21 protein-coding genes and 3 pseudogenes are annotated in these 26,680 nt (G+C 62.7%); 7 read left to right on the forward strand and 17 right to left on the reverse strand.

Annotated features, from left to right (window positions below):
* Nucleotides 1-38 precede the first annotated feature (38 nt).
* The 3 genes from V5F48_RS22210 (at nucleotide 39) to V5F48_RS22220 (ending at nucleotide 3,884) form a co-directional block, all read left to right on the forward strand.
* Complete coding sequence (locus V5F48_RS22210) at nucleotides 39-1,196, forward strand: iron-containing alcohol dehydrogenase (RefSeq protein WP_394260355.1); 1,158 nt, start codon at nucleotides 39-41, stop codon at nucleotides 1,194-1,196.
* Between the two features lie 93 nt (nucleotides 1,197-1,289).
* Nucleotides 1,290-2,744, forward strand: coding sequence for an NAD-dependent succinate-semialdehyde dehydrogenase (locus V5F48_RS22215; protein ID WP_394260356.1), 1,455 nt, complete (start codon nucleotides 1,290-1,292; stop codon nucleotides 2,742-2,744).
* A gap of 156 nt (nucleotides 2,745-2,900) precedes the next feature.
* Nucleotides 2,901-3,884, forward strand: a complete 984-nt coding sequence (locus V5F48_RS22220) for an MBL fold metallo-hydrolase (protein WP_394260357.1) — start codon at nucleotides 2,901-2,903, stop codon at nucleotides 3,882-3,884.
* A 109-nt stretch (nucleotides 3,885-3,993) separates the two neighbouring features.
* Here V5F48_RS22220 and V5F48_RS22225 read toward each other — a convergent pair.
* The 4 genes and pseudogenes from V5F48_RS22225 to V5F48_RS22240 all read right to left on the reverse strand — a co-directional run.
* Nucleotides 3,994-4,830 (reverse strand): annotated as a pseudogene (locus tag V5F48_RS22225) (transposase); the annotation flags it as partial.
* Between the two features lie 136 nt (nucleotides 4,831-4,966).
* Nucleotides 4,967-5,071 (reverse strand): annotated as a pseudogene (locus tag V5F48_RS22230) (SDR family oxidoreductase); the annotation flags it as partial.
* 277 nt (nucleotides 5,072-5,348) lie between these two features.
* A complete protein-coding gene (locus V5F48_RS22235; protein ID WP_394260358.1) occupies nucleotides 5,349-6,116 on the reverse strand; it encodes an enoyl-CoA hydratase/isomerase family protein in 768 nt (255 codons plus the stop codon).
* A 48-nt stretch (nucleotides 6,117-6,164) separates the two neighbouring features.
* On the reverse strand, nucleotides 6,165-6,797 hold the full coding sequence (locus V5F48_RS22240; RefSeq protein WP_394260359.1) for a glutathione S-transferase family protein: 633 nt from the start codon (nucleotides 6,795-6,797) through the stop codon (nucleotides 6,165-6,167).
* 87 nt (nucleotides 6,798-6,884) lie between these two features.
* On the opposite strand from V5F48_RS22240, the gene V5F48_RS22245 reads away from it, so the two are divergent.
* From V5F48_RS22245 to V5F48_RS22260, 4 genes are all read left to right on the forward strand, one after another.
* Nucleotides 6,885-7,787 carry a LysR family transcriptional regulator gene (locus V5F48_RS22245; protein ID WP_394260360.1) on the forward strand — a complete coding sequence of 301 codons (903 nt, stop codon included), beginning with the start codon at nucleotides 6,885-6,887 and terminating at the stop codon, nucleotides 7,785-7,787.
* Nucleotides 7,788-8,150: 363 nt separating this feature from the next.
* Nucleotides 8,151-8,639: a TIR domain-containing protein gene (locus V5F48_RS22250; RefSeq protein WP_394260361.1), complete on the forward strand. Its 489-nt coding sequence runs from the start codon at nucleotides 8,151-8,153 to the stop codon at nucleotides 8,637-8,639.
* Between the two features lie 2 nt (nucleotides 8,640-8,641).
* On the forward strand, nucleotides 8,642-10,087 hold the full coding sequence (locus V5F48_RS22255) for an SIR2 family protein (RefSeq protein ID WP_394260362.1): 1,446 nt from the start codon (nucleotides 8,642-8,644) through the stop codon (nucleotides 10,085-10,087).
* A 16-nt stretch (nucleotides 10,088-10,103) separates the two neighbouring features.
* Complete coding sequence (locus V5F48_RS22260) at nucleotides 10,104-10,658, forward strand: toll/interleukin-1 receptor domain-containing protein (RefSeq protein ID WP_394260363.1); 555 nt, start codon at nucleotides 10,104-10,106, stop codon at nucleotides 10,656-10,658.
* A gap of 421 nt (nucleotides 10,659-11,079) precedes the next feature.
* Here V5F48_RS22260 and V5F48_RS22265 read toward each other — a convergent pair whose 3' ends face one another.
* From V5F48_RS22265 to parA, 13 genes and pseudogenes are all read right to left on the reverse strand, one after another.
* A complete protein-coding gene (locus V5F48_RS22265) occupies nucleotides 11,080-11,988 on the reverse strand; it encodes a DUF3825 domain-containing protein (protein ID WP_394260364.1) in 909 nt (302 codons plus the stop codon).
* A 444-nt stretch (nucleotides 11,989-12,432) separates the two neighbouring features.
* Nucleotides 12,433-14,391 carry a hypothetical protein gene (locus V5F48_RS22270; RefSeq protein ID WP_394260365.1) on the reverse strand — a complete coding sequence of 653 codons (1,959 nt, stop codon included), beginning with the start codon at nucleotides 14,389-14,391 and terminating at the stop codon, nucleotides 12,433-12,435.
* 287 nt (nucleotides 14,392-14,678) lie between these two features.
* Nucleotides 14,679-15,866, reverse strand: a complete 1,188-nt coding sequence (locus V5F48_RS22275) for a patatin-like phospholipase family protein (protein WP_394260366.1) — start codon at nucleotides 15,864-15,866, stop codon at nucleotides 14,679-14,681.
* A complete protein-coding gene (locus V5F48_RS22280) occupies nucleotides 15,856-18,105 on the reverse strand; it encodes a ThiF family adenylyltransferase (protein ID WP_394260367.1) in 2,250 nt (749 codons plus the stop codon). Before V5F48_RS22280 ends, V5F48_RS22275 begins: the two co-directional genes overlap by 11 nt.
* A complete protein-coding gene (locus V5F48_RS22285; RefSeq protein WP_394260368.1) occupies nucleotides 18,102-19,265 on the reverse strand; it encodes a ComEC/Rec2 family competence protein in 1,164 nt (387 codons plus the stop codon). Before V5F48_RS22285 ends, V5F48_RS22280 begins: the two co-directional genes overlap by 4 nt.
* 222 nt (nucleotides 19,266-19,487) lie before the next feature.
* The gene (locus V5F48_RS22290) at nucleotides 19,488-19,934 is read right to left on the reverse strand and encodes a CopG family transcriptional regulator (RefSeq protein WP_394260369.1); all 447 of its coding nucleotides are present in this window, start codon (nucleotides 19,932-19,934) and stop codon (nucleotides 19,488-19,490) included.
* 5 nt (nucleotides 19,935-19,939) lie between these two features.
* Nucleotides 19,940-21,931 (reverse strand): annotated as a pseudogene (locus V5F48_RS22295) (conjugal transfer protein TraG).
* Between the two features lie 18 nt (nucleotides 21,932-21,949).
* Complete coding sequence (locus V5F48_RS22300; protein ID WP_394260370.1) at nucleotides 21,950-23,689, reverse strand: relaxase/mobilization nuclease domain-containing protein; 1,740 nt, start codon at nucleotides 23,687-23,689, stop codon at nucleotides 21,950-21,952.
* Between the two features lie 244 nt (nucleotides 23,690-23,933).
* The gene (locus V5F48_RS22305) at nucleotides 23,934-24,596 is read right to left on the reverse strand and encodes a lytic transglycosylase domain-containing protein (RefSeq protein WP_394260371.1); all 663 of its coding nucleotides are present in this window, start codon (nucleotides 24,594-24,596) and stop codon (nucleotides 23,934-23,936) included.
* Between the two features lies 1 nt (nucleotide 24,597).
* Nucleotides 24,598-25,143, reverse strand: a complete 546-nt coding sequence (locus V5F48_RS22310) for a S26 family signal peptidase (RefSeq protein WP_394260372.1) — start codon at nucleotides 25,141-25,143, stop codon at nucleotides 24,598-24,600.
* Complete coding sequence (locus V5F48_RS22315) at nucleotides 25,140-25,661, reverse strand: DUF2840 domain-containing protein (protein WP_394260373.1); 522 nt, start codon at nucleotides 25,659-25,661, stop codon at nucleotides 25,140-25,142. The genes V5F48_RS22310 and V5F48_RS22315 overlap by 4 nt, the downstream gene beginning before the upstream one ends.
* Nucleotides 25,658-25,909: a ribbon-helix-helix protein gene (locus tag V5F48_RS22320; RefSeq protein ID WP_394260374.1), complete on the reverse strand. Its 252-nt coding sequence runs from the start codon at nucleotides 25,907-25,909 to the stop codon at nucleotides 25,658-25,660. Before V5F48_RS22320 ends, V5F48_RS22315 begins: the two co-directional genes overlap by 4 nt.
* A complete protein-coding gene (gene parA, locus V5F48_RS22325) occupies nucleotides 25,906-26,559 on the reverse strand; it encodes a ParA family partition ATPase (RefSeq protein WP_394260375.1) in 654 nt (217 codons plus the stop codon). Before parA ends, V5F48_RS22320 begins: the two co-directional genes overlap by 4 nt.
* Nucleotides 26,560-26,680 lie beyond the last annotated feature (121 nt).

Raw genomic sequence — 26,680 nt, forward strand, 5'->3', positions numbered from 1 at the left:
CCGACACCACGAGATGCGGACCTGAACGGACGACGGACATGAACGACTTCATCTTCAGCACGACCAAGACCGTCATTTCGCAGATCGGCGCCACGGCGCGCATCGGCGAGATCGTGAAGCCCTCGCTCGGCGCGCGCATCGTGCTCGTCACCGACGCTGGCCTGCGCCGCGCCGGCCTGCTCGACGCCGCGCTCGCGTCGCTGGCCGGCGCTGATATCGCCGTCGAGATCTTCGACGACGTGGTCGCCGATCCGCCGGAAGCCAATGTGCTGTCCCTCGTCTCGGCCATCCGCGCCCACAAGGCGACCGGCGTGCTCGCCATCGGCGGCGGCTCGCCGATGGATGTTGCCAAGGTCGCGGCGCTGATCGCTGGCAGCGGCGAGGCGCTCTCGGAGGTGTACGGCGTCAACAAGGCCAGGGGCCCGCGCCTGCCGCTGGTGCTGGTGCCCACCACCGCCGGCACGGGCTCGGAGGTGACGCCCGTCGCCATCATCACCACCGGCGAGGCGATGAAGTCCGGCGTGGTCTCCCCGCTGCTCCTGCCGGACATCGCGGTGCTCGACGCCGAGCTCACCGTCGGCCTGCCGCCGGCGGTCACCGCCGCCACCGGCATCGATGCCATGGTGCACGCGATCGAGTCTTACGCCTCGACCTCGCCCAACAACAACCCGATCTCGCAGGGCCTTGCCCGCCAAGCGCTGCGCCTGCTCGGCGCCAATATCCGCGAGGCGACCTTCAACGGGCAGAACCGCGACGCCCGCGCGGCCATGCTGCTCGGCGCGCTGTTCGCCGGCCAGGCGTTCGGCAACTCGCCGGTCGCTGCGGTCCACGCGCTGGCCTATCCGATCGGCGGGTACTTCCATGTGCCGCACGGCCTCTCCAACGCGCTGGTTCTGGCGCCGGTGCTGCGTTTCAACCTGCCGAAGGCGGCGCCTATCTATGCCGAGATCGCGGCGGACGCCTTCCCAGAGCTGGCGTCGGTCTCCGGGAGTGCGCGGGGCGAGGCATTCGTCGAGAAGCTCTCCGAACTCGGCCGCGACCTCCAGGTGCCCCAGGGCCTCCACGAGGTGCAGATCCCGCGCGACGCTTTGCCGATGATGGCGCGCGAAGCGATGAAGCAGACCCGTCTGCTCGTCAACAACCCGCGCGAGATGACCGAGGCCGACGTGCTCGCCATCTACGAAGAGGCGTTCTGATCCCCTCCCCGCCATCGCCGACCATGCCGACTCCGTCTTGACCGACGCGCCGTCCTGAGCGACGCGCCGACCGCAACCAGGACAAATGAGATTATGACGTCTAGCGCAAAGAATGCCTTCCTTCGCGAAGCCGTGCTGATCGACGGCGCCTGGATCGGCGCCGATGACGGCGCGGCCATCGCCGTCACCGACCCGGCGACCGGCGCCGCTCTTGGCACCATTCCCGATGTCGGCGCGGCGGAAACCGAGCGCGCTATCGCCGCCGCCGGCGCGGCCTTTCCCGGCTGGGCCGGCCTTCTGGCCGCCGAGCGGGCGAAAAAGCTCGTCGCCATGGCCAACGCCATCCGCGCCAATGCCGACACCCTCGCCGCCCTCCTCACCAGCGAACAGGGCAAGCCGCTGAAGGAAGCCGAGGGCGAGGTGCTGATAGCCGCCGCCTATGTGCAGTGGTTTGCCGAAGAGGCGCGCCGGGTCTATGGCGAGGTGATCCCCTCGCCGTGGAAGGGCCGCAAGATCCTCGTCACCCGCGAGCCGGTGGGCGTAATCGGCGCCATCACGCCGTGGAACTTTCCGTTCTCCATGATCGCCCGTAAGCTTGGCGCCGCGCTGGCGGCGGGCTGCACGATCGTGGTCAAGCCGTCCGAACTCACCCCCTATTGCGGCCTCGCTTGGGGCGTGCTCGCTGAAATGGCCGGCCTTCCCAAGGGCGTCGTGAACGTCGTGACGGGTGACGCGAAGGCTATCGGCGGCGCGCTCACGTCGAGCCCCATCGTCCGGAAGATCACCTTCACCGGCTCGACCCGCGTCGGCAAGATCCTGATCGAGCAATCGGCCGCGACCGTGAAGCGCGTCTCGATGGAGCTCGGCGGCAATGCGCCGTTCCTCGTCTTCGACGACGCCGATCTCGACCGCGCGGTCGAAGGGGCGCTGGCGGCCAAGTATCGCAATTCCGGCCAGACTTGCGTTTGCGCCAACCGCTTCCTCGTTCAGGCGGGTATCTATGAGGCCTTCGCCGAAAAGCTCAGCGCCCGAGCGAGCGCGATGAAGGTCGGCAACGGTTTCGAGGACGGCGTCGAGCAGGGCCCGCTCATCAACGAAGCCGCTGTCGAGAAGGTCGAGCGCCATGTCGCCGATGCGGTGTCCAAGGGCGCGCGCGTGCTCACGGGCGGTGCGCGCCATGCGCTCGGCGGCACCTTCTTCGCCCCCACCGTCATCGCGGACGTGAAGCCGGGTATGATGGTGATGAAGGACGAGACATTCGGTCCGCTCTCGGCGCTGGTGCGCTTCGAGACCGAGGCGGAGGCCATCTCCATCGCCAACGAAACCGAGTTCGGCCTCGCCGCCTATCTCTATACCAAGGACCTCGCCCGCGCCTTCCGCGTCACCGACATGCTGCAATACGGCATGGTCGGCGTGAACGAAGGCATCATCACCACCGAAGTGGCCCCCTTCGGCGGCATCAAGGAAAGCGGCATGGGCCGTGAAGGCTCTCTGCACGGGCTCGATGATTATCTCAACATGAAATATATGAGCTTGGGTGGATTATAAGATTTCCGCGCCTCTACCGAATGGGCGATCTAGGTCATCTGAAAGCTAATATCGTTATATATATCTTAAAATAAAATATTATATGCATTCCGTTAAGTAAATAAGAATATGCACTAAATCCATATTTTGACAACGGAGAAAAAAGGGGGAGCCCATATGTTAGATTCGAGAATCGTGCTGAATCGTCGTCATCTCATGCTGGGTGGAGCGCTGTCCGTGGGCGCGCTCGCCACTGCATCGGCCGGTGCCTTCGCGAAAGGCCCCCTGCTCGGGACGCCGGCGCCCTACTACTACCGTTTCAAGTTCGGCGATGCCGAGATCACCGTGGTTTCGGACGGCACGCTGCCGCTCGGCGATCCCCACAGCAACTTCGCCGGCCTTACCAATCAGGAGATGGATCGGCAACTGACCGACAATTTCCTGCCGCTGACCAACGCCGTGCTGGAGCAGAACATCCTCATCCTGAACACCGGCGACCGGCTCGTAGTGTTCGACACCGGCATGGGCTCGTCAAAGCTGTTCGGCCCCACCACCGGCAAGTTAATGAACTCAATCAAGCAGGCGGGCATCGATCCGAAGGATGTGGACGCGGTGGTGATGAGTCACGCCCATATCGACCATTGCGGAGGTTGTATGGCGGATGACGGATCACGCAACTTCCCCAACGCGCAGTATTACATCTCGCAGGCCGATTACGACTACTGGACGGACGAGAAGACGGTTGGTCCGAACCTGAAGGCGTTTCTCGATCAGGCGCGCAGGAATTTGGTGCCGAACCGCGACCGCATGGTATTCTTCAGGGACGGCGAGGAGTTCCTGCCCGGCATCCAGGCCATCGCGGCCCCGGGTCATACGATAGGCCACACCGTCTTCACGATCACCACCGGCGGCAAGTCGCTGGCTTATATTGGTGACCTGGCACACCATCCGGTGCTGCTGCTGGAGCGACCACTTACGGAATTCCTCTATGACACGGACCCCAAGCAGTCCGCTCAGTCCCGGGTGAGAATACTCTCCATGTTGGCGGCAAACCGAACTCCGGTTCTCGCCTATCATTTTGCCTGGCCGGGCATCGGCCATGTGGCAGCCTATGGCGACGGATTCAAATATTTTCCCTCGCCAATGGCCATGGAAATGTGATCGGGAAGGCGGCCGACCTCTCTCGAAGAGGCTGCCAGTTTCCCGAAGGAGTCTATCGATGTGTTTCGGCATGGAAGATTGGGTCTGACGCAGTTTTGGTGGCGACGCTCTAAGGGGCGCCGATGAGGCGGGCCTGGAGAAGATCAAGCTTTCCTCTTCCATACATCTGGTGCTTGACGAGTTTAAGCTTGGTGATCTGGCCGTTTGGCCAGGGCGAGGTGATGGCGGCGACCCCGGCGGCCAGATCTTTGATGACACCGTTGGCGAATGACGCGACCATGCTGGATCTGGCCCGCTTGAGCCATGGCTCGAGCTCTGCGACAATCTTCTTGCGGATCATGGCCTGGAACGCGGCGATGATTTCTCGCGCCTCGACGAGGAACGGCACGCCGGCTTCGATGGCCGCGATCGTGACGCTCTCGGATTTGGACACGCGGTCCCGGCCAATAGTCATGAGGCGTGCGATGGTGCGCGCCGAAGGCGTTCGCCTGAGTGCATCATTGTCCATCCGTTCGGCGCGCCGACGACGTGCCGCCCACTCGGTGACGACCCGAAGGCATCCGCGGAAGCCCTGGCGCTTGAGGCGTCGCCACAGCTCCGCGCCGTTGCGTTCGCCGGCTGCCCACTTGTCCTCAAGCCACGGCAGGTACCGTTCCAGCGAACTTTCCCGCGAGCGGAAGACGTCCGTGCGCTCGCCGCGCAGGATCCTGCGGACAAGGCCACGGCTATGCCCGGTGCGGCGCACGATCTCCTTGATCGCGATCCCGTCCTTCGCCAAGCGGAGGATGGCCGCGTTTGCGTCTTCCCGACGAAGATATCCCTCATATTGCAGCCGCTCGGCGGCCGTGAGCAGATCAGGGTTGATGGTCGCGGCGCCGATCGCGGCTCGGACCTGACGCATGGATTTGTGTACCGCGTCGCCGCGTGCAGCACGCCGTCGACCATGGGGAGTGCCATAGCCCAGCACGTGAAAGCGGACCTTCCCGCCTTCAGCAATGGGGCACGTCCGCACGGACGCCGCAGCCACCTCGCGCCAGGAGCGGACATTGGCTGCGCCTCCCAATCCCGACATTGGCCTGAAATCAGAACGACGCCTTGCCAATCGAGGCGCCTCCATCGACATGCAATGTCTGTCCAGTGATGAACGCCGCATCGTCGGATAGAAGGAAGCCGACGGCCGCGGCCCCTTGGCGAGAAGGTCGGCCGACGACACCGCATTCCCCTCGGGGTCCGCAAGGGTGAAGGTGGGAATCTTCTCCCCGGCCTTGAGCGCCTGCCGTGCCGCGCTGGAGGCGATCAGTTCAGCGTTGGCGCGGCGCATGGTCTCGATCACGACGGGCGGCACGTTGTAGGGCGGTTTGCCCGCTTCGAAATCGGCCTTGAAGGCGTCGAGCTTCGCCTGGAGGGACATGGGATAGCTCCTTGTCGGGTGGAATGGCGTGTGGCGAAGAGAAGAACCGTCGGTCAGCCGGCCGCGATCGTGCGGGCGACCTCGGCGGCGCTGATGCCCTCCAGCGCCAGGCCGTAGCCAGCCCCCTCGTCGATGATCCGGCGCAGCTTCTGCGTCAGCGCGATGCGGGTGTAGCTGCTGGTGAGCGGGGGCAGAGCAGCGATCCCTTCGGCGATCTCATGGGCGCGGATGAGCAGCCGGTCAGCAGGGACGATCTCATTGACCACGCCCCACGCCTTCGCCGTCTCGGCATCGAGAACCTGCCGGGTGAGGATGAAATAACGGCCGCGAATGCTGCCGATCACTTCCGGCCAGAGCAGGTTCACCCCGTCGCCCGGCACGATGCCGAAGTCGAAATGCGGCTTGTCCTGAAACACGGTCTGCGGCGTGGCGAGAATGATGTCGGTCAGCAGCGCATATTCGCTGTGCAGCAATACGGGGCCGTTGAGTGCGGTGATCATCGGCACCTCGATATCGAGGATGTTCATGAGCACCTTCTTGCCCTCGCGATAGATCTTGTCGTAGCCGCGCGGCGAGAAGAAATCGAAGCCCTCGGGGCTGATCGCATCCATGAAGGCGTCGCCCGATCCGGTCAGGATGACCACCCGATTGTCCGGATCCGCGCCGATCTGGTGGAACAGCTCGACGAACTGCTCGTGGGTATGGCCGTTGAAGACCAGCTTTCCGCCATCGGTATGGAGGCGGACTTCGAGCACGCCGCTCTGCGAGCGGGTGAACTGGGCGTTGGGGAAGGCGTTCCCATAGGTCTCTAAGCGGGACATAGGATGGCTCCGTCGTGCGTTCGCACGGTTGAATGGATGGGGGGAAGGTCAGGCAGCCGGGACGAGGGCCTCGACGCGGGCGATGGCGCGTTGCACGGCGGGCCGTGCGGCAATCTGGTCGTACCAGCGGGAGAGGTTGGGGCGGGCGTCCAGTGTCACGCCGGGAAAGGCGCGCCGCCACAGCCAGCCGAAATGGGCGATGTCGGCGATGGTGAAGTCGTCGCCGGCGGCAAAGCCCTGGGTCGCCAGTTTTGCTTCGAGGAGATCGAGAATGCGTTCCGCCTCGGCGGAGAAACGGGCTTCGGCGATCGGCTGACGTTCGGGCGACGACCGCTTGAAGAAGCCGGCATTGCCGAAGGCTGGGCTGAGGCCCGAGGCGTGGAAGAATAGCTGTTCGAAGACGCGCGCCCGCTCGCTTCCGCCGGCGGGCAACAGCATGCCGGTCCTTTCCGCGAGATGGACCAGGATCGCCGCGCTCTCGGTGAGCACGAATGCGGCATCGCCGTCGCGTTCGACCAGCACCGGCACCTTGGCATTGGCGTTCAACGCCAGGAAGCCGGCGGCCTTCTGTTCACCTGTGCGGACGTTCACCGGCCTCAACTCATAGGCGAGGCCCATTTCCTCCAGCGCGATCGGGACCTTGACGCTGTTGGGCGTGGCGAATGCGTAGACTTCAATCATGTTCAGCTCCGCGAACCGCGTCTCGACGTGTTCGTGAGCTTGTTATGATCATTCCCAGAATGTTGCCGTAGGCAGGTTGAAGCGATAATGCTCATTCTCAGGAGGAATGAGCATTATCGCTTTCAAGCCATGCAGGCCTTCGTGACGGTGGTGGAGGCGGGATCGTTCTCTGCTGCGGCGCGGCGGATCGGCGTCGGGCAGCCCGCCATCTCCAAGACGATCGCCCAGCTTGAGGAGCGCCTTCAGGTGCGCCTGCTCGTGCGCTCGACGCACAGCCTCGCGCCGACCGATGCGGGCGTTCGCTTCTATGAACGGGCGCGATCGGCGATCCGGGAGGCGGAGGAAGCCGAACTGGAGGCGCGGGGCGCCGGCGCGGGCCTGTCGGGACGCCTGCGCGTTTCGGCAGCGACAACCTTCGCGCGCCTGCTCATCGTTCCGCGCCTGCCGCAATTCCTCGCCCGCCATCCCGACATCGAAATCGATGTGCTGCTCGATGACCGCGTCATTGATCTGGTCTCGGAGGGCGTAGATCTGGCCCTTCGGATGGGCGAGCTGGCCGATTCCGCCGCCATCGCCCGGCGGATCGCCCGTGGGCGGCGCTCGGTGCTCGCCACGCCCGACTATCTCGCGCGCGCCGGCATGCCCCTGGCGCCGGCCGATCTCGCGATGCACGAGGCGATCGTCTACAGCCAGCTCGGCGCCAGCTGGACCTTTCGCCGGAACGGCACGGAGGCGTCCGTCGCGGTCCGCGGACGCGTGCGCTTGAGCGCGGCGGAGGGCATCCGCGCCGCCGTGCTCGCCGACATCGGGTTGACGGTCAATTCCGACTGGATGTTCGCCCCCGAGCTTGAGAGCGGCGCGGTGTGGCGCGTGCTGGAAGACTGGGAGCTTCCCCCCGTCGATCTGTGGGCCGTGTTCCCGACAGGGCGCTTCGCAAGCGCCAAGGCGCGCGCGTTTGCGGATTATGTGGAGAGCATCCTAGCCCAATAGGGTTACTAGCGATGTACCGCGACGCGCCAGGAAAAGACATTGGCTCACTGCCTAACAGCGGTCGTTCGGCTTTGCGTCTCAAGCCAAGTCTTTAAAGAAGCGCGGGAACTGGCAAAAAAACGCTAACTTGCAGAGAGCTATCGTTCCCTTGGGGCTTAGGAATATAAAAGAGGTATCTGGGTGTGTTAGATTGACCATCCGGCGCCCACCATTTCGTTGAGGATCACGATGCCGCCTCGCAAATCTGTGCAGAAGTCAGAGCGTTTATCCCAACACCTGTACCGAGCCTGATTCTTGTGGGATCTTTTTTCGTTGAAAGTATCCGTGACAGTCTTGTAAAAAGAGATATGGGGCTATCAACCGATGGTGCGAAAAGTCTTTTTTAGCTTCCATTATGATCGCGACGTTCATCGCGTAGTCCAGGTGCGAAATTCCTGGCTCATTCGTGCCAAAGGCGAGGCGCCTCCATTTTACGACAAGGCGGAATTTGAAGAGGCGAAGCGCCGCGCGGGCGGTATCGAGCAATGGATCGAAGACCAGATGAAGGGCACGTCCGTCACGGTCGTGCTGTTCGGTGCTGAGACCTATGACCGCGAATGGGTGAGGCACGAGGTCAAGCGAAGTTATCAGTTGGGCAAAGGAATGCTCGCGATCGACATCCACAATGTCCGGCATCCTCAGAAAGGTGCCGACATCCAGGGCCGGAATCCACTCTCCTACTTCGAGATCGATCGGGGCGGACGCAAGGTGCCGCTCAGCTCGCTATACCAGCAGTATGACTGGATCCGCGATGACGGCTACACCAACATGGCGAGCTGGATCGAAACGGCGGCGCGTTCTGCAGGGAAGTAGCCATGCCTATCGCCGGCAAGACCCGCTTCCTGAAGGAGTTCCCAGCTGCCCTTCATGAGGGTAATGCCAGCGTGTTCATTGGCGCCGGGGTATCGATGGCCGCCGGCTATCCGTCTTGGTCGGACTTGCTGGTCGATATCGGCGACGAACTCGGCATCAGATCCAAGGACATTCACGACCTCGCTGCACTCGCGCAATGGCACATTCGCGAAAGCGGTGGTGCGACCGGGGTTCGCAATGTCATCAAGAGGGAGATCGGCAAGGATCGGACAGTGCCGGAAACAGTGGAGATCCTTGCCCGCCTCCCAATGCGGCATCTTTGGACGACCAACTATGATCGTCTCACTGAGCGCGCGTTCGGAGCGATCGGGCGCCCGATCGACGTCATATCGGTTGCGAAGGATTTGAGCCTCAAAACAACACCCGGGGCAGCGCGACTTTACAAGATGCACGGTTCGGTCGACCGTCTCGATGACATCGTCATCTCGACCGACGACTACGAACTCTACCGTACACGCCGAGGTGCATTTACCATCTTGCTGCAGGCCCATCTGAGCAGCATGTCAATGTTGTTCGTCGGGCTCAGCCTCACCGACCCAAACATCCGCCACGTGCTCTCCCTTATCCGGGAAAGTTTTACCGATGCGCCGCCAGAGCATTTCGCGATCGTTCGTCCGCCAAAACGGGATCATTTCGGGTCCGAAGAGGAGTTCGAAGCCCGCGCCGCACAACACCGGCTCTGGGCAAAGGACCTTGGCCGCTATGGACTCGTGGCCGTCGAGATCGACGACTATGACGAGGTGCCCGCCTTGCTGCGCGACGTGGAGCGACGGGTAGCGGCCATGCGTGTCTGGGTCAGCGGCAGCTGGCCGCTTGATGCGCCAGGCGCCGGATCCTCTACGCTCTATAGTCTGGCTGAAGGGCTCGGCCGGGTCATCGCAACAAGCGGGCGCGATCTGGTCACCGGTTCCGGTGTACTCGTTGGTCCGGCCTCGATGGCCGGATTTATCGACGCTCTGCGGGATGGAGGCGGATGGGACGTGGATCGCCGTCTCATCGTGCGGGCCTTCCCCCAACCCTTGGCTGGCGGGCTACCGGATACGAAGCAATGGACGGCACTGCGCACCGAGTTGGCTCGGCTCTCCGGTGTCGTCATCTTTCTCGGAGGGGCGAAGCTGGTTGTAGGCGATGTCATTCCCGCAGACGGGGTGCTGGAAGAGTATGAACTGGCGTGTAAGGCCGGCGCGTTTCTTTTGCCTTTGGGATCAACGGGCGGCGCTGCGAAGGAAATTTCCAACAGGCTTCTCGGCTCCTCCCTGTCGGCAAGTGGCCCAGCCGCGCAACGGCCTACCGACGAAGAGCTGAATGAGCTGTGCGCCGCCCGGGATGAAAAAGCGATCCTTGCACTGGTACAGGCGATCCTGAAACGCATTGCAAAAGCGGCATAGGAAAAGGCGGGGAACGATGCCGGTTTTCGTTACACAGACAGAGCTACGCTCGTTCGCCGCGCGAAAGACCCTGGACGAGCAGCAGACGATCCGCAAAACCGCATCACAGCGGCCTCTGGAGGGTGCGACGTTCCTGTCACACTCGAGCAAGGACGATGACCTCGTGGTGGGGGCCACGATCGTGCTCGAGAACCATGGTGCGAAGGTCTACACTGATAAGGTGGACCCAGAGATGCCGCCTTACACCACAGAGGAGACGGCATCGCTGCTCAAGACCCGCATTCGTCAGACTAAGCGATTCGTTTTGCTGGCAAGCAAGAACAGCAAAGAGAGTCGATGGGTGCCCTGGGAACTCGGTGTCGCGGATGGGTACAAAGGTATTCCGAAGATTGCCCTTTTCCCGTCAGCGGACGACCCGAATGACATGACATGGGCCTCCTGGGAATATCTAGGTCTGTATCCCCGCATCGTCTGGGGTGAGATGAAGGATCGGCCCGATTCACTTTGGATGGTGTGGGACCATAAGGCAAATACAGCCACGCCCCTCCGAGACTGGCTCACCGGGCCATGACATCTATTCTCTTAGATCAGGTGCGGCTCCTGACGAAGCGACGAATCTCATCGGTCTTAATAATATAAATAATAGCATATCTAAGGTGATCCCCTCGTAGTTGCCGATGGGTTCGTTCAGCCAAGTAGGCAAACGCGGAATTGATGCGGCGCCCAGCTATGTGCTCGACCATCTCCCCGTGGCTCGCGGAATGCCAGATCGTTCACAACGTTGGCCTCGATGCGCCGCGCGTCATCCTGAGGCGGCCCCCCAGCGCCAACTGCGGACACTGGAGAGTTGCCCGATAGCTGACGCCCAGCTTCGCTCCTTATGTGATGCCCGGCAGCGGACATTCCCAGTTGGCCGAGGAGCTACCGAAGGTGCCTCACTCAGCTCCGGGCATCAAAGGATCGTTTGTTGAAAGAAGACAGGCGGTCGGGACTCAGCGTCGAGCAGGAGCCGACGGTCGAGTGACAGGTGTAGCTGGCGCTGGCTCAGAGGCCGACGGCGACGCTGCGGCGGCGGCAGAAGCCTCTTCAGGGTTCTCGATTTCGGCCTCGCTTGCTGTCGCCGCATGTTCCCTCCACGCCTGCAGCATCCAATGCGGCAGCTGATCGTGCCGCTGGACAGCTACGCGGGCATTGCCAAACGGCATCACGGGTTTAAGCACAGTGCGAACCAATAGGCTCTGTGGGTTGACCTGAATCGGCGCGATTAAGTCAGGCGCCAGGGTGATATCTTCGCGGCTACTTAGATAGAGCGGCACCACGTAGCTCATACGCCCAAAATACCAGTATGGAAGATGCAGTCGACGATTGAGCGACCACTGTATCGCGCCTGAGATGGCGCACATTTGAGCGACGCGCGGAGTATTCTGGAGGAAGGGCACCCGATCAGCGTTATCATCGAGGATGTGGTCGTGCATCATGACAATCTCCACACCCACCGGGATGTCGGTCGGCGAAGGTATTTCGGGTGGGACCGGCAAAGTCGGCGCTGACATGTTAGATTCCACCGCCACAAGATAGAATGGCTCTCGATTTTGATTACGATTGCGGGCGAATGCCAGGTAGATTGGAGTGCCATATCGTGTCTGTAGGTGTCCGGCAGTCACATAGAACTGGCTCTCGCGCTGCGTGAACTGTTCCTGCTCAATGCTCCATGCGATCTGAACAGCAAGGTATTTCTTAAGGACGTGGAGATGATTTCCCCAGTTCTCCGGTAATGCGATTTCTGCTAGCTTCTCCAGTAGTTCATTGGGTATGAACGAGAATCGATGAAGCCGTTCGACAACACGGTTGGTGTAGGGCTCGCCCCAAGCAACGAGTAGCTCTTCTCGTGTGATTGCCATTGCATTCCCCCTGTCCCAAACGGCAGGCTAGAGGATGCCGCACAGGTATGGAAGCGCCAGCGTCCCCTCCGCTGGAGGGACAAGCGCGCCAAATTCAGACATTGGCATGCAGACGAAAAATGGACCTTCAAGGCTGGAACTCGCCCTCAAAGACATGAGCGCACAGAAATTGATCTATTGCACATGTTTTAAGCGTAGAATAACTATTATATTCTTGATGTCGCTCGAATGAGCATATCTAATTCCAATTAGATGGTTGACGACAGGTCCATAAACAAAGCGAAGCTCAAAAAAATATTGACGTATATGCTCATTGATTATTCGGTATGCCGTCATCAGCGCCGACTGATTGAATTGTTTCTCGCCGCTGACCTCGGGAAAGCTTGATTTAGCCAAGGCTCAACATCGTTCAGGTCGGAGCGATTATCGGCCTCGGGCGACGATTCAGATCGGCCTCCAGCGATCCTTTGTCACGCCCTGGAGGTCGGCGAAGGCGATTTCACTCCAAAAATCGCGGGTGCTGAACGTAATGAATTGCAGCGGCTCAAAGGCATTCCAGACAGCGAATGAGCGATCGAGAACGTAAAGAACCTGACCAAGGTCGAGCCAAAATATGTCAATCAGATACGCAAATAGGTTCATTTGGCCCTCCCCATTTTTCGGCGCGAGTACGGAAAGATGGGAAAATATAGCTTCAATTGCATTGTTGAGTGCTTTGATCATTTTAATTGTGTCTTTATCATCGTTGGCCGCGGTCAATTGCACGCCGGCAAGCGATCGCAGCAGCCCGTTGGCCAGAACCTTGTCGCTTACCGGGCCATATGACAGTGGTGACACAGCAACCTTGATTGGCCGGAAATTATTGCAGACTTCGCCCGGTGCCGTGAGTGGTGTGGTGCCATCTCGCAGAAAGCGTTCGTGACGTGCGAGCTGCTCGACAATGGCGAGATAGCTATCCCGGTAGTCGGCATAGAACGCCGTCATATCGCCTGAGCGTGCTTTGGCCGTCAAGGATTTCGCCTTGGTCTCAAACAGCACGATGTTGTCACCGTCGCGGGTCGCCACGTCAATTTCATAGGTGTCGCTACCGATCTGATACTTGTCCTCGGAAAGCAGGTGGGCGGTCTTTCCGGAGCAGGCTTTCTTGATCGCTCGCTCGAAAGTCTTTCCGACAATCTGTTCCGCCCGCTTCTTTGGCAGTTTTTCCCACAACCTCTTGAAAATGAGCTCGCATGCCGCCGCTCTCAGAAGAGATGAGGGCAGCGTGACGACGCTGTCCGTCTTGTAGGGAAAGAAAATAAAGCTCTCCTGATTCCGCGCACCACCCACCATCGGATTTGCATAATGTCGATTGACCTCACCTGCTTTCGCACTTGCCAACGAAAAGAGGGTCGGGAAACTCGCTCTGATCGCTTCGCGCGGATGAATCATCACGTTGTCGTCGGCACAGCTCTTCAAGAGGCGATCAAGTTCATCGAATATCTCGGAAAGGTCAAACCCCAGTAGCGCTTGCTCGTCGGGGGCGACGAGTTCACCGAGCACCTCAGAGAGCATCGGCAGAACCTGGCGGGGAACTTGAGCGAGGCCAAAAATTTCGCGCCACAGAAGCGAGTCCCTAAGCACGCGCCAGAAGGCTGAAGGGTGGATATCAATTTCTTCATACTGGCTATAGCGCTGGCAATCGTTCGCGGCCGCGAAATCGGTCGCAAGTTCAACGATCGTCCGCCAAGCGACTTCCGGTTTCGACGCCTTTCCACCGCTACTCGTATGGCGCAAACCGAGCGAAAATAGCCAGGCACCCGGTGTCGCGGGGCGTTTGAAATCCCAAATTCCGGGCACGCGGTCCCCGAATAACCACATCCCGTCGTGGATCAGGTTTTGTTCCCGTGTGACCCGGCAAACCTGCATCATCACTTCCACACCACCGAGATGGGCGATGAGACCATCGATCCTTTCGCAAATGCCTTTGATCGATGCGGCCTCTATCTGCGGCCCGTAGGCACCAATTTTGATCTTGTAGCCGCGCGCCCGAAGCCTACGGCAGGCCTCCCCGACCTGCTGCTGCCGATCTTGCCATCGGTTGTAGTCCTCTATCGGTTGAGGGAGCTCAGGCTGTTCCAGCGACCAGGCGATCGCCTGCTGCCATGCGCCGGCATCATCGAGTGAGACCGCCCGGACCAGACCGAGCTTTCGCATAATCAGGTCAGCCGCCATCGCTTCCTTCAGTTCCGCATCTCCAAGGACGGCCGCGATCTGCAACGAACGGGACAGACGCCAGACCTCCTGGGCGAACATCCCTTTTTCGACTGCAAGCACGATTGGTGGCTCAGCGGCGGCAACGCCCCCTGCTGCCGCGATCGCGTAGTGCTGTTGAAACAACTTTAGGTCGCCATCCCGCAGCATTGTTTGCCACCCACCTTTGCCATTGCACTGTCCTGGCGAAGTTGAATAATGGATCTGACGACTATCTGAGCATAACTATCATATATTATTGTCATTATGTACACAAATCGGCCAAACTCCGGCTTCAGCGCTAAGAAAAGACGTTAGCTCATGGCCGGATAGCGGATGTTCGGCTTTGCGCTCATCGGTTTTTGCCCGATCGGAAGGACGGCGAGCACGACCTGGTGGCTGTTAGGGACTTGTTGCGACTGCAATGACACCCGGTGACGTTGCCTGTAGGATTCAATCTAGGCCGCGATGTCGGCTAGATACCGATCGACGATGAGGTGCGTGAGCTGCTCGCCTCTTGAGGCAAGCAGCGTCAAGTCCTTCGAGGACATCGGTGCGAAGTCCGTGGGGTAGTCCTTCACCTGCTCCCGGCGCACGAGGTCCGGCGGAACCCAGGGTAAGCGGTCGTCCTGCTGACCAAGATAGACCATGCCGAAGCCCTCGAGCTCGCCAGTCTCTACGTACTTATGAAGGCGCTGATAGACCGAGTCTTGCGCCTTCCGGTGCACGGCGCCGAACGAACGAGCGACGCGACCTGGCCACCAATAGTGGCGCTCCTCCCCCTCGAACTGGCCGCCGCCCGCATTGAGGCTGATTATGTGGGTCACCGGGTGATGGAATGCATAGTCATGGGGTCTGCCTGGCTCGAGCACGGCAACCCCAAGGTTGTCGAAGACACCGCCGTCGGTCAGCGACACGGTGCTGGTGTGGCGGGCTCCCTTCTGTTGGAACTCGAACTTTTCGATCAAGGGCGGCAGCAGGATCGGGAAGGCGGCTGATGCCGCGACGGCCTTGGCGACGGTCGGAACGCCGTCCACAATGTCGCCGTATCGCCAGCCGCCAGACCGTTCGGACCCGAACCGGAATGCAGTTCCAGTGCGAAGATCGCACGCATTAACAATCGTCGCTAGGCCCGGCTGGACAACCTCGTCCATGCGGCGCTTGCCGAATAGTGTGCGAGCGAGTGCGGCCTCGAATGCGGTGGTCAGGCTGCCCCAGATCGGAAGGAGCCGCGAAAAGGCGACCAGAGCGGCTTCGAGACGACCTGTTGGCAGACCCAGCCACCGGCGGCCTCGATCCAAGACAAACAGAGCCACGGCGATGATGAACGACACCACACCGGTGAACAGAAGCGTCGCAACTATCCTGATCCCCTGCCAGCTGCAGAAGACTTCGCGAGCGATCTCCCACTGCAGGCCGCGCCGCAAGACCGAGACGACTTGCGCCTCAAAGGCTTCGAACGTCGACTCGCCATAGGCCCAAGCCGCTCCGATAACGCTGCCGCCCGAGACGGCGGACATGACCGTCACCTTCTCCAAGATACCGCGATCGCGGAGAGCCCTTAGGCAACCAAGGTGGAACGCCATAGCCCGGGCCCCACCCCCGGACAGGGCAAGAGCGATGAAAGGTGCATGCTTATCCGCCATAGTCGGATCTCTGGAACACGGTCGCGGAGACAAATGGCGCCTTCGAGGTGCCTCCCACGATCAACATAAGGAAGCGGCGCCCGAGGAAGCCCGTGCCCTGTCCGAGCAACTCTTTCATCGCTCCGAGATCTGTCTTGCTGGGTATAGGTAGAGCCTGCGGATGGGTGTGCCACATGCCGACGAATGAAACCGATCCGCTCGAACGCTTGATCTTCTCGGCGTTCATATCGGCGACCCCCGCAGTGCCGCACAGGAAGCCTTCGGGCGAGGCAAGGCTATCGGGTGGCGGACCGCTCACCTCGTCGACCCAAATAACCTTGAGCAACTCGTCGACTTCGCCGAAGAGCACCCCACCAGTCTCGACCGTCTTGCCGCGAACGCGTTCCGAACGCCTGATCCACGCGAGCACGGCCGCTCGAGCCTCCTCGCTCATTCGAATTTGGTAGCCGTGCTGGCCATCCAAGATCACGTGATGGGGGCGCCACTCGAATCCGATCTCACGCGCCGGCCCGGTCGCCAAACCGTCGCCGGACAAATCCATCGCGAAGGCCCTCGGTGCCGGGGCATCTACCGTGAGCCACGAGGCGGCAACGTTAGTCATTCTGGATGTGAGGTTTAGCACGTCGGCGAAAGAGCCCCTGAAAGTCGGGCTTGAACAACCGGGCTCTGGCTGGAACTGTTTCCGTCGTGCGGCGTCGGTCGGCCAGTACTCCTTGAGGTACGCCTTTCCCATCGCTGTGTTGGCAAGCGCCAACTTAACGCGCCTGTCGGCATCGACAGACATACCGGCATGCTGCTCTTTCACGAGCGTCATCAATCCGAAATCGCCGTTGTGACCGATCGCCATCGAAACAATGGGTGGATGTTTCTTGGCTGCTTTGCGAAAGTGCAGTTCGAGGGCGGTCGAGATCGACCGGGACGCGGTGGCGTCGATGATCACGTCCACGCCCATCAGGCGTTCCAACTCTTCCGGGTTATTCAAGACGTTTAGGATATTGCGGTGATGCGCGGTGACATCGATATCCGGGCGAGCACCGATCAGCCGAACGCGCAGCGCGATGCTCTTTGTGTATCCGACTAGGTTGCGGTCGAAGTCTTGCCTGACGAGGATGCCCGGCGTCACGACGTTGTAGTCGTAGAGTTCCAAGCGGGCAGCACCGGCCCGTGCGAGCATCGGCGCTACCGTACTACCGATTGCGCCGCAGCCCAGCAGGGCGACCTGTTTGCCCTTCCAGAACGTCGACGGGGACTCCGCATCGCGACGCACGACGATCTGGGGGCGATCCTCTAGCACCCGACACCATTCCACCTTGGCATCGGCGGCCCAGGCGTAAAACGCTTCGATGTCCTTGGGGTCATCCAGCGTCGCGGCCATGACGGCATCGCGAAGCTTCTGGCTCTGATCGGCGTCGATCAACCAACTCGCGAGGTGCTGTCGAGTCTCGCCGCCTGCGATGCCGCGCATGGCGGCACCAAGGACGAAGATGGACGGCTTTCCGGCAGGGGTGCTCAAAGCCCCGAGATTGACGATAGTATGGATCAGATGCAGGGGGACGTCACGTGCCACCAGCGTCTTGATGAGGTCGAACATCGTGGCGGGATATTCGTGCGGCATCGTTGCCGGCAGCAGGATGGCGCTCGCTAACCGCCTTTCCGAACGTTCCTCGCCATAGGCGAACCAGTGCCCCAGCTCCGCGGCGACCTTGCCGTCGCGCGTGACCTCGACGAAGCCGCCCCAGAAGGGATGCTCGGGTTTTGGGGCGTCCACGCACGGCACGATTGAGTAGTTGCTCGTCGCGTAGGCGACGGGTGGATGAAGAGGCATCCCGATCGGATCGAGTTCGTTGGCGGCACCGGCTCGGAGCCACTCGTTGACGCGCTCTATGAAGCCGAACATGCCCTGGGCAGGCACCCACTCCACTTCTGGCGCCTGATAAAGGCATATTGAGTCGCCCCACTGTACGTGGGCAAAATCGGCATAGCGCTTATGGGTGAAGTGAGCGTCCGGCCTCGACAAGGGGAAGCGCGATGGAATGCTGATGCGCAGCCGCTCGCGCGCCCTCAGTGGCACGCCACCGTGAACACGTGGAAAGCGGCTGCAGTCGATGGAAACGGCGAGGCGCAGGGCCGCACCTTCCTCCCCCGGCTCCTCGATGTCGAGAACCTCGAACGATCCGGCCGACGCCGTGGTGATCTCCTCGAGTTGATCGACCGCCCAGGCCTGTCCTTCCGATCTCATTCGGTGCCGAAGCCGACCTTGGTTGCCGGAGGGGCGTTGTTACCCCGAGCCTTCGCCAAGGCAGCCGCGAGCGTCGTCTCGGCGGTCTCGGACATCTCGTAATTCTTGATGTCGAGTTCGATGCCGTTCGCCGTGACGCTGAAGATGATCGGCTGCACTTGCTGGGGCGTACTGACCTCGCCGGTGCAGAGGAACTCGTCGTTCACGATCTCCTCGTAGCGGTTGCGCGCCTTCCGATGGGGTGGATTATCCCCCGCACTGTTTGAGTGCGGGAACTCGTTCGAGCTCGCGATGATGTAGCCCGGCGAGAGCTGGCTGTCCGCGAACTCCTGCATCACATCCTCTTGCAGCACGTTATCCTCGTACATCGCTTTCTTCGAGCAGTGATGAGGTGACAGCAGGACATTCCACTGGAGCATGTCCTCATTGGAGTGGGCATGCGTCTCCTCGAACACCTGCATGAGGGTCGGGTAGGAGAGATCGCCAAGGAACAGCCCCCTCATGACGTTGCCGAGAGAACCGATGATGACGCGCATGGCCAGGCTGGTCTCGTTGCGTGCGTCCGCGAGGCCGTGTTTGAACGGCGCATGGACGAAGACATGGAAACGGTTGCTCGCATCGACTCCGTCGAGCATCGTGACCTCCTGGCCGGGACGGGTGTAGAACTCGTCCTGGGGAAAGCCTTCATAGCGTTCGCCGGGCTGGAAGAGCTCACTGTAGCCGATAATGCGAACGCGATCGCCGGAACCCGGGTCGCCGCCGCTTTCGATGCAGCGCTTCGCACGCCGGTGCGCTTCCTTCCGGAATGCGATGGCGTCGTCGGACAAGTCGCACTCGTCCTCGTATTCACGAAAGATTCGGGGCGTATGCCAAATTTCGCCGATCGTCACCCGATCCAGCAAATCAGCGAATCCGCGGCAGTGGTCGAGATCCGGATGGGTGAGAATGAAGCATGAGAGGTAGGGCTTGCCGTCTTTTTTAGGCAGCTTGGCGACAAGCTCGTCGACGATGGGAATATGCTCGTTGCCCTCCTCGTCTGCCATCTGTTTGTCATTGATATCTATCTGGACGACTTCGGCCTCGCTCACGACGATCGTCGTCGTGTCCCCAGTGCCCACAGGCCAGAAGATAAAAGAAGGGCCTTTGACGTCCGCGAACATGATTTGCCCCCCAAAATAATGATGGCGCCGCAAGGCGGTTGACGCATTGTTTTATAGCTAGGGTCCCGCTTAGTTTAGTCAAGGGGGCTGGCTAGGGTTCACGTGCTCCCGGGTTTCCAACTCCCGCTGCCCCGAATACGGGGATCGCCTCAGGTTCGTTCCCCCTGCCGTCGGCTTGGTATAAGGCTTCCATAAGCGGACCTTCCGAAGGTCCGAGAAGGGTCAACTCCGGCCGCCCCCGTCTTGATCCAGTCCTCCAACATCCTCCGCGATCTCCTGCCGCAGCTGTGGCCCCTTGGCGAGGCGCCGGCCGAGCGCGCGGGTGTAGGCTGCGTAGCGCTCGGAGAGCTTGGCCCGCGTGGCCTGGGCGGCCGGTTCGGTCAGCGCGGGGGTGGTGGCGAGCCAGAAGCGGATGAAGGTGGCGAAGGCCTCGGTCGATATGCTGAGATCCCGCTCCAGCCGCGCGAGACGGCGATCGATCTGGCCGAGGCGCCGGGCAAAAGCGGCCTCCTGACGCTCGGCGCTGTCGGGCGACAGGAAAGAGGCGATCGCGGCCTGGGCGATCAGGGACATGGACTGGTCGCGCTGGTCGGCGTAGTGCGCCAGCATGTCCATGACGTCGGGCTCAAGATAGACGGAAATCTGCGCTTTCTTCGTGCGACCTGCCATGGCGATCACAGCTCCATGCCGTCGTCGGGATTGAGGCTGACCTGGCGGGCCACGCCTTGCATCAGGCCGGTCATGCGCCGGTTCCGGGTGGCGACGTCCTCCATCTCGTCGTCGCGATCCGTGTCGAACTCGAACTCGTTCTCGATGGGCTGCATCCTCTCGACCGCCCTCACGCGGCTGAGCTCGGGCTGGTGCCTGTGCTCGGAGCCGGTCGGGTCATCGTCTCGGCCTTCGTCTGCGGCGCTCCCGCCCGTGCCCTCCTGTCGGCTGGGCAACGACAGCGCGGTCCAGTCATCGTGTTGGATGGTCGAACCGCGAGAGCGCGTTGGCGGCGGCAGGAGCCGGTCCTGGAAGCGCGCGTCCTCATGGTAGCGCGCCTTCTTCGCCCGGATCGGCGGGGTGCCGGCGACCATGACGATCTCGTCCGTGGGCGGTAGCTGCATGACCTCGCCGGGGGTGAGCAACGGGCGGGCGGTTTCCGAGCGCGATACCATGAGATGACCCAGCCAGGGTGAGAGCCGGTGCCCGGCATAGTTCTTCATGGCCTTCATCTCGGTGGCGGTGCCGAGCGCATCGGAGACGCGCTTCGCGGTGCGCTCGTCATTGGTCGCGAAGCTCACGCGGACATGGCAGTTGTCGAGGATCGAGTTGTTCGGCCCATAGGCCTTCTCGATCTGGTTCAGCGACTGGGCGATGAGGAAGGCTTTCAGGCCATAGCCAGCCATGAAGGCGAGCGCCGATTCAAAGAAGTCGAGGCGGCCGAGCGCGGGAAACTCGTCCAGCATGAGCAGCAGCCGATGGCGTCCGCCCTTGGCCTGCAGGTCTTCGGTGAGGCGCCGGCCGATCTGGTTGAGGAGCAGGCGGATCAGCGGCTTGGTGCGATTGATGTCGGAAGGCGGAACCACGAGGTAGAGCGTCGCCGGAGCCTTGCCGCCGACGATATCGGCAATGCGCCAGTCGCAGCGCCGCGTCACCTCGGCAATGACCGGATCGCGGTAGAGGCCGAGGAACGACATGGCGGTGGAGAGCACGCCCGAGCGTTCATTGTCGGATTTGTTCAGCAGTTCGCGGGCAGCGCTTGCGATGACGGGATGCGGGCCCGCCTCGCCGAGGTGCGCCGTCTTCATCATGGCGTCGAGCGTGGTCTCGATCGGCCGTTTCGGATCGGAGAGGAAGGCGGCGACGCCGGCGAGCGTCTTGTCCGTCTCGGCATAGAGCACGTGGAGGATGGCGCCCACCAGCAGCGCGTGGCTGGTCTTCTCCCAGTGGTTCCGCTTTTCCAGCGAGCCTTCGGGGTCGACGAGAATGTCGGCGATGTTCTGGACGTCGCGGACTTCCCATTCACCGCGACGCACCTCGAGCAACGGGTTATAGGCGGCGGACCTGGCATTGGTGGGGTCGAACAGCAGCACTCTGCCATGACGCGCACGAAAACCGGCGGTGAGCTGCCAGTTCTCACCCTTGATGTCATGGACGATAGCCGAGCCGGGCCAGGTCAGCAGCGAGGGCACGACCAGGCCGACGCCCTTGCCGGACCGGGTCGGCGCGAAGCACAGCACATGCTCTGGCCCGTCATGGCGTAGATAGTCGCGTTCATAGCGGCCGAGGATGACGCCATCGGAACCGAGCAGCCCGGCGGTGCGGACTTCCTCTTTCTCGGCCCAGCGCGCTGAACCATAGGTCTCGACCCTGGATGCCTCGCGCGCCCGCCAGACCGACAGGGCGATGGCGAAGGCGATAGAGAGGAAGCCGCCGGAAGCGGCGATCAGCGCTCCCCGGAAGAACACCTCCGGCGCATACGCATCGAAAAAGTACCACCACCAGAAGAAGGCCGGCGGATAGTAGACCGGCAGCCCGAGAAGCGCGAACCACGGCGCGCCCAGCTGCGCCTGAAAGCCGAGGCTCCAAGCCACATATTGTGTCGCGCCTCAGATGGCCGCCAGCACGATCAACAGGACGGTGAGGATCTGCCCCCAGAGGATTTTCGTCGCCGACATGGTGGTTCCTTTCTGGGGTCAGAGGCCGAGGCCGCGCTTGCGACGGAAGCTCCAGTCGACGCCACCATCATCACGGGCGACGCCGGAGACATGCTTGCCGAGCTGGCGCTCCAGAGAGGGCGACCAGGGCACGAGCTGGAAGCCAAGCCCGTCGTCGAGCATGGCGAAGCGGCCGGAGGCGAGCACAAGGCGCTGGCGATACGTGCCGGCGACATACTCGCCGGTACCGGCCTTGTTGAACGCCAGGCCGGTCTCGGCGGCGAGCTTTTCGCCTACGGCGTCCAGTTCCCGGCGGCGGAGCGTGTCGATGAGGTTGCGGGCGAAGACGACGCGCCGTCCCTGCCGCTCGGCCAGCCCCTCGCGGACGAGATGCTCGGCGCGCCGGTCGAGCGCCTGGCTCACCTCCGCGCCGAAGCCGCCATCCGACAGAGCAACGGGGTCACGGGCAATGGCCTGCCGGTCGAGCCAGGTGGCGCCGGTAGCGCTCACCTGATGGGCGAGGTCGAGATCAGACCTCACGGCGAGCGCGACACGCCGCTTGGCGTGCGCGTCGTCGAAGGCCCTCAGTTCGACGATGGCGCCGGCCGCGCCGTCAGCGGCGGCGTCGAGGTCGGGCAGCCGGATGTGATGGGAACGCCCGTCCAAGCCATCGACGATGGCATAGGCCGAGCCGTGGAGTTCGTCATCGAGACCGCGCGCGACCAGCCGGCCGATGACCGGCACATCGAGGCTCTCGGCGGCGAGGACATAGCTGGCCGTGCCGCGCTCGATCCCGCTCTCGGTGAGGGCGCGGTGCATGCGCTTGATGATATCGCCGCGCTCACCGAGCCCGCGCAGAGTGGCTTCCGCCTCCGGCTCCATCACCCATTGGGCATTGCCGATCTCCTTGGCGAGGCCGAGCGCTTCGAGCTTTCTCAGGCGCCCGATCTTGAGCACATGGTGTTCATCCAGCTGTCGGCCGGGAACCGGCGCCATGTCGATGATGCCGCTCTCCCGGGTCTCGCGGACAAGCTGGCGGTCGAGCTCGGTCCAGCGCTCTGCCTCGATCTGACGTTCCAAATTCCGGCGGATATCGAGCTCGGTCCGCGGGCCGAGTTCCTGGGTGATCAGGTCACGGGCGCGATCGCGCATGCCCTCCTTGATGTAGTCGCGGGAGATCACGAGATCCTGGCCATCGTCGCGGCGACCCCGGACGATCAGATGCACATGGGGATGCTCGGTGTTCCAGTGATCGACGGCGACCCAGTCGAGACCGGTGCCGAGGTCCTTTTCCATCTGCCGGGCGAGGTCACGGGTGAAGGCCCGCAGGTCCTCCATCTCCAGGGCGTCGTCGGGCGACACGATGAAGCGGAAATGGTGCCGGTCCTCGCGGCAGCGCTCGGTGAAGGCGTCGACATCCACGCTCTCGATCTCGCGACCAAACATCCGCGCCTTTTCGCCGTCGCGGGTCACCCCCTCGCGGCGGAGATAGGTGAGGTGTTGACCGAGGGAGCCCGCGCGGGCTGTGTGCCGGACGACGCGGGCTTTCACCACGGCGCTGCGTGAGCGCGGTGTGATCCGGCGGCTGGCCTGAAGGCTGGCGACCTGTCCGCTGCCGAAGCGCGAGCGGTTGCCGACAGCGATCTTGCCGGAGCGAGAGACCCCGCCGCCGGCCTTCCGGGCCGCGGCGAGCGCCTGGGCGATGAAGGGCCGCGCCTGCTGGGCGCGCGTCGAGCGGATGCGGCCGGGACGGACGCGGAACTCGCGTTCATCGCTCATGGCGAAGCCTCGCAATGTGTAGAAATCTGTTTATTTGCAGCCATTTGCGGGGCGCGTGAAATGTGTGGCTTGGCTCCGCAAGGTGCCGAAGCCCCGGGCAAACGCAGGCAGAACCAACATCCCGACCGTCGCGCAATGTGCGCTCTTTTATCCTGCCCTCGTGCGGTCGTGGTTCCTGTCCTGCGCCTCCCAGCCCTCCTTGAAGCGCCAGAGCCCGACAGAATGCGAAAGTCGGTCTGCGTGGTCATGGCGCCTTCCGCGATGGCAAGGGTGCAACGAAGAGCGCGTCGGAGCGCGGCGCGAGGAACCCGGCATCGACTGGATTGCTACGCTCGGTCGGCGCGGCGAATAGCGGAGCCTCGCGCCAGCTTTGCGCCATTGGCCGCACCAGTTCGGTCGCGCCGGCTGCAGACTCTTTGTCGAGGTTCGGCGCGAGAGCCGCGATGTAAGTGCGCGTCTCTGGCGGCAGCGGCTTGCCGGCAAGCGACGCCTCATAGCGCGTCGGCCCGGCATTGTAGGCCGCGAGCATGGCGCGGATGCTGCCATAGCGGTCATGGAGCTGGCGCAGATAAGCGGCGCCGGCGAGGATGTTGTCGCGTGGGTCGAGCGGATCGGCGCCGAGACCGTGATGGATGCGAAGCTCATCCCAGGTCACGGGCATGATCTGCATCAGCCCCATGGCACCGGTGGACGAGACGGCGCGCGGATCGCCGCCACTCTCGGCCTGCAGGACCGCACGGATCCAGCTGGCCGGAAGCTCGAAGCGCTGCGCAGCCTCGTCGATATGGGCGGCGTAGGATGTGACGGAATACGCCGCAGTTGGCGTCATAGTTTGCGCGGTGGCAGAGCCAGGCGAGGCGCCGCCGATCAATAGTCCGGATGCGAGAAAGAGCGCAGCGCGACGCATGTCAGCGCACCGCCGCGCGCCAGATGAAGTCGCCGTCGCCGGCCTCATCCGTGAGGAGTGGCATCGCCCGCCCGATGACGGTCGTAGCCGGGATCTGGCCGAAGTAGCGCCCGTCGAGACTGTCGCCGACGTCCGGGTTCATCAGGAACAGATGACCGGGAGCGATACGCCGGCAGCCCTGCCAGACTGGCAGGTCCCGGCCCGTGCGGTCGCGCGGCAGCGCTTCGCCCAGCGGCACGCCATCGATCGTAATCGCCTCACCGAGGCGGCAGACCTCTTGCCCCGGGAGCCCCATCACACGCTTCAACAGCGGCGTTCCTTCGCCGAGATAGCCACGGGCGATGAGAAACGCGGCGAGCGGTGGTGGCGGCATTACCGCCACCAGATCGGTGACCTCGAGATGATCTGCCGGTTCGACAGAATAGAGGCCAACAGGAACACTCGCCGAGACATTCCAGATCAGCTTAAGCGGCGTCGGCACCGTGGCGACATAGGCCACACCGACGCTGGCGACCGTCGTGATCAGCACATAGGCGGCGCGGTTCATTGTCCGCTCTCCCGCCGCTTCAGCCACGCCTGATGGCGCTCTGCTGTATAGGCGCGCGGCTCGAAGCCGACGCTGATGCGATGGGCGACATGGCCCCAGTGATCAGGGGCGACGGTCCCCGCATCGATGCCGATCGCCTCGATGGCGTCGATGTGCTGAAGGATTTTCTCGACCTTCGGCCAGCCATCGACCCGCAGCAGGATCTCGCCGCCGGGCCGCACGAAGGGCAGCGTCTGGTAGCCTTCGCCCGGCGCCACGCAGCGCACGATATCGAGGCGGGAGGCCACGGTGCCGAAGTCGTTCGACGCCCATCGGACAAAGGCGAAGATGCAGCCGGGAGGGAAGGACAGGATGCGCCGGCGGCGATCCAATAACTGCTCATGCGCGTGATGGCCGAAGCGGATCCAGTTCTCGATGCGCTTCTCGATATGGGTCAGCTCGACATGGGTCAGGGCATCGGACGGGGGACTGGATGCGGAAGCCGTGCTTGCCGAATGGGGCGCAAACGCCGCGCTCATGGCTGATCTCCAGATTGGGGAGGGAATTCACGCGCGAGGAGCTCGCGCAGCATCTCGGCGACGGTGACGCCGCGCCGGAAGGCGGCGACCTTGATCCGGCCGCGCAGTTCGGGCGTCACGTCGATGGTGAGCCGCGCGGTAAACGCAGCGCCTTGGTGTTGGTCTGTCGCGACATCTGCCGCCTTGATCCAATGCTTGGGATCGGCAGGCCGAGAGGCGAAGTCGCGGCGGATCGGGCGTTCGCTCATCGCGCGGGCCTCCCGAGGTCGAGACCATTGATCTCGGCGCTCAGCGCAGCGATCTCGCGCGTGGCTGGCCCGGCATCGTCGCGCTCGAAGACGAGACACCCGGATTGCGCGGCCGCCGCAAAGGCGATGCGTTGGCCGATGGTGCTGGTGAGCACCGGGGGATCATGGTCAGCCAGCGTCTGCGCGGTCTCGCGCGCGAGAACCGTGCGGGCGCCGCAGCGGTTCAGGACGAACCGGACCAACAGCGCCGGACGGTAGATCCGCGCCTCGCGGATCAGCGCCAGCATCTCGGCCGAGGCCCAGCCGTCAAAGGGCGAGGGCTGCACCGGGATCAGCACCAGATCGGCGGCGAGCAATGCCGAGCGCATCAGCCCTGCGACGCGGGGCGGTCCATCGATGACGATGTGATCGGCGTCACGCGCAAGCTCGGGCGCCTCTCGGTGCAGCGTGTCGCGGGCGAGGCCGACGACACCGAACAGCCGCGGCAGGCCCTCGCGGCTGCGTTGCTGCGACCAGTCGAGGCTTGAGCCCTGCGGATCGGCGTCGATCAGCGTGATCCGCTGTCCTTGCCGGGCCCATTGCCCGGCGAGATGCAGCGCCAGCGTCGTCTTGCCGACCCCGCCCTTCTGGTTGAGGAGCGCGACGATCATCGATGCCCCCTCGATCGAGGGGGCGTCTGCGAGGGCGTGTCAGCCGGCGCTCTTCCAGGCCACTTTGCACCCAGCCGGTGCTGATCTGCGGCGCTCGCAAAAGCGCTCGCGCGCCTCTTAA

Origin of the sequence: Xanthobacter autotrophicus ATCC 700552 (genome assembly GCF_043194565.1) — a bacterium.
Classification (GTDB): domain Bacteria; phylum Pseudomonadota; class Alphaproteobacteria; order Rhizobiales; family Xanthobacteraceae; genus Xanthobacter; species Xanthobacter autotrophicus_F.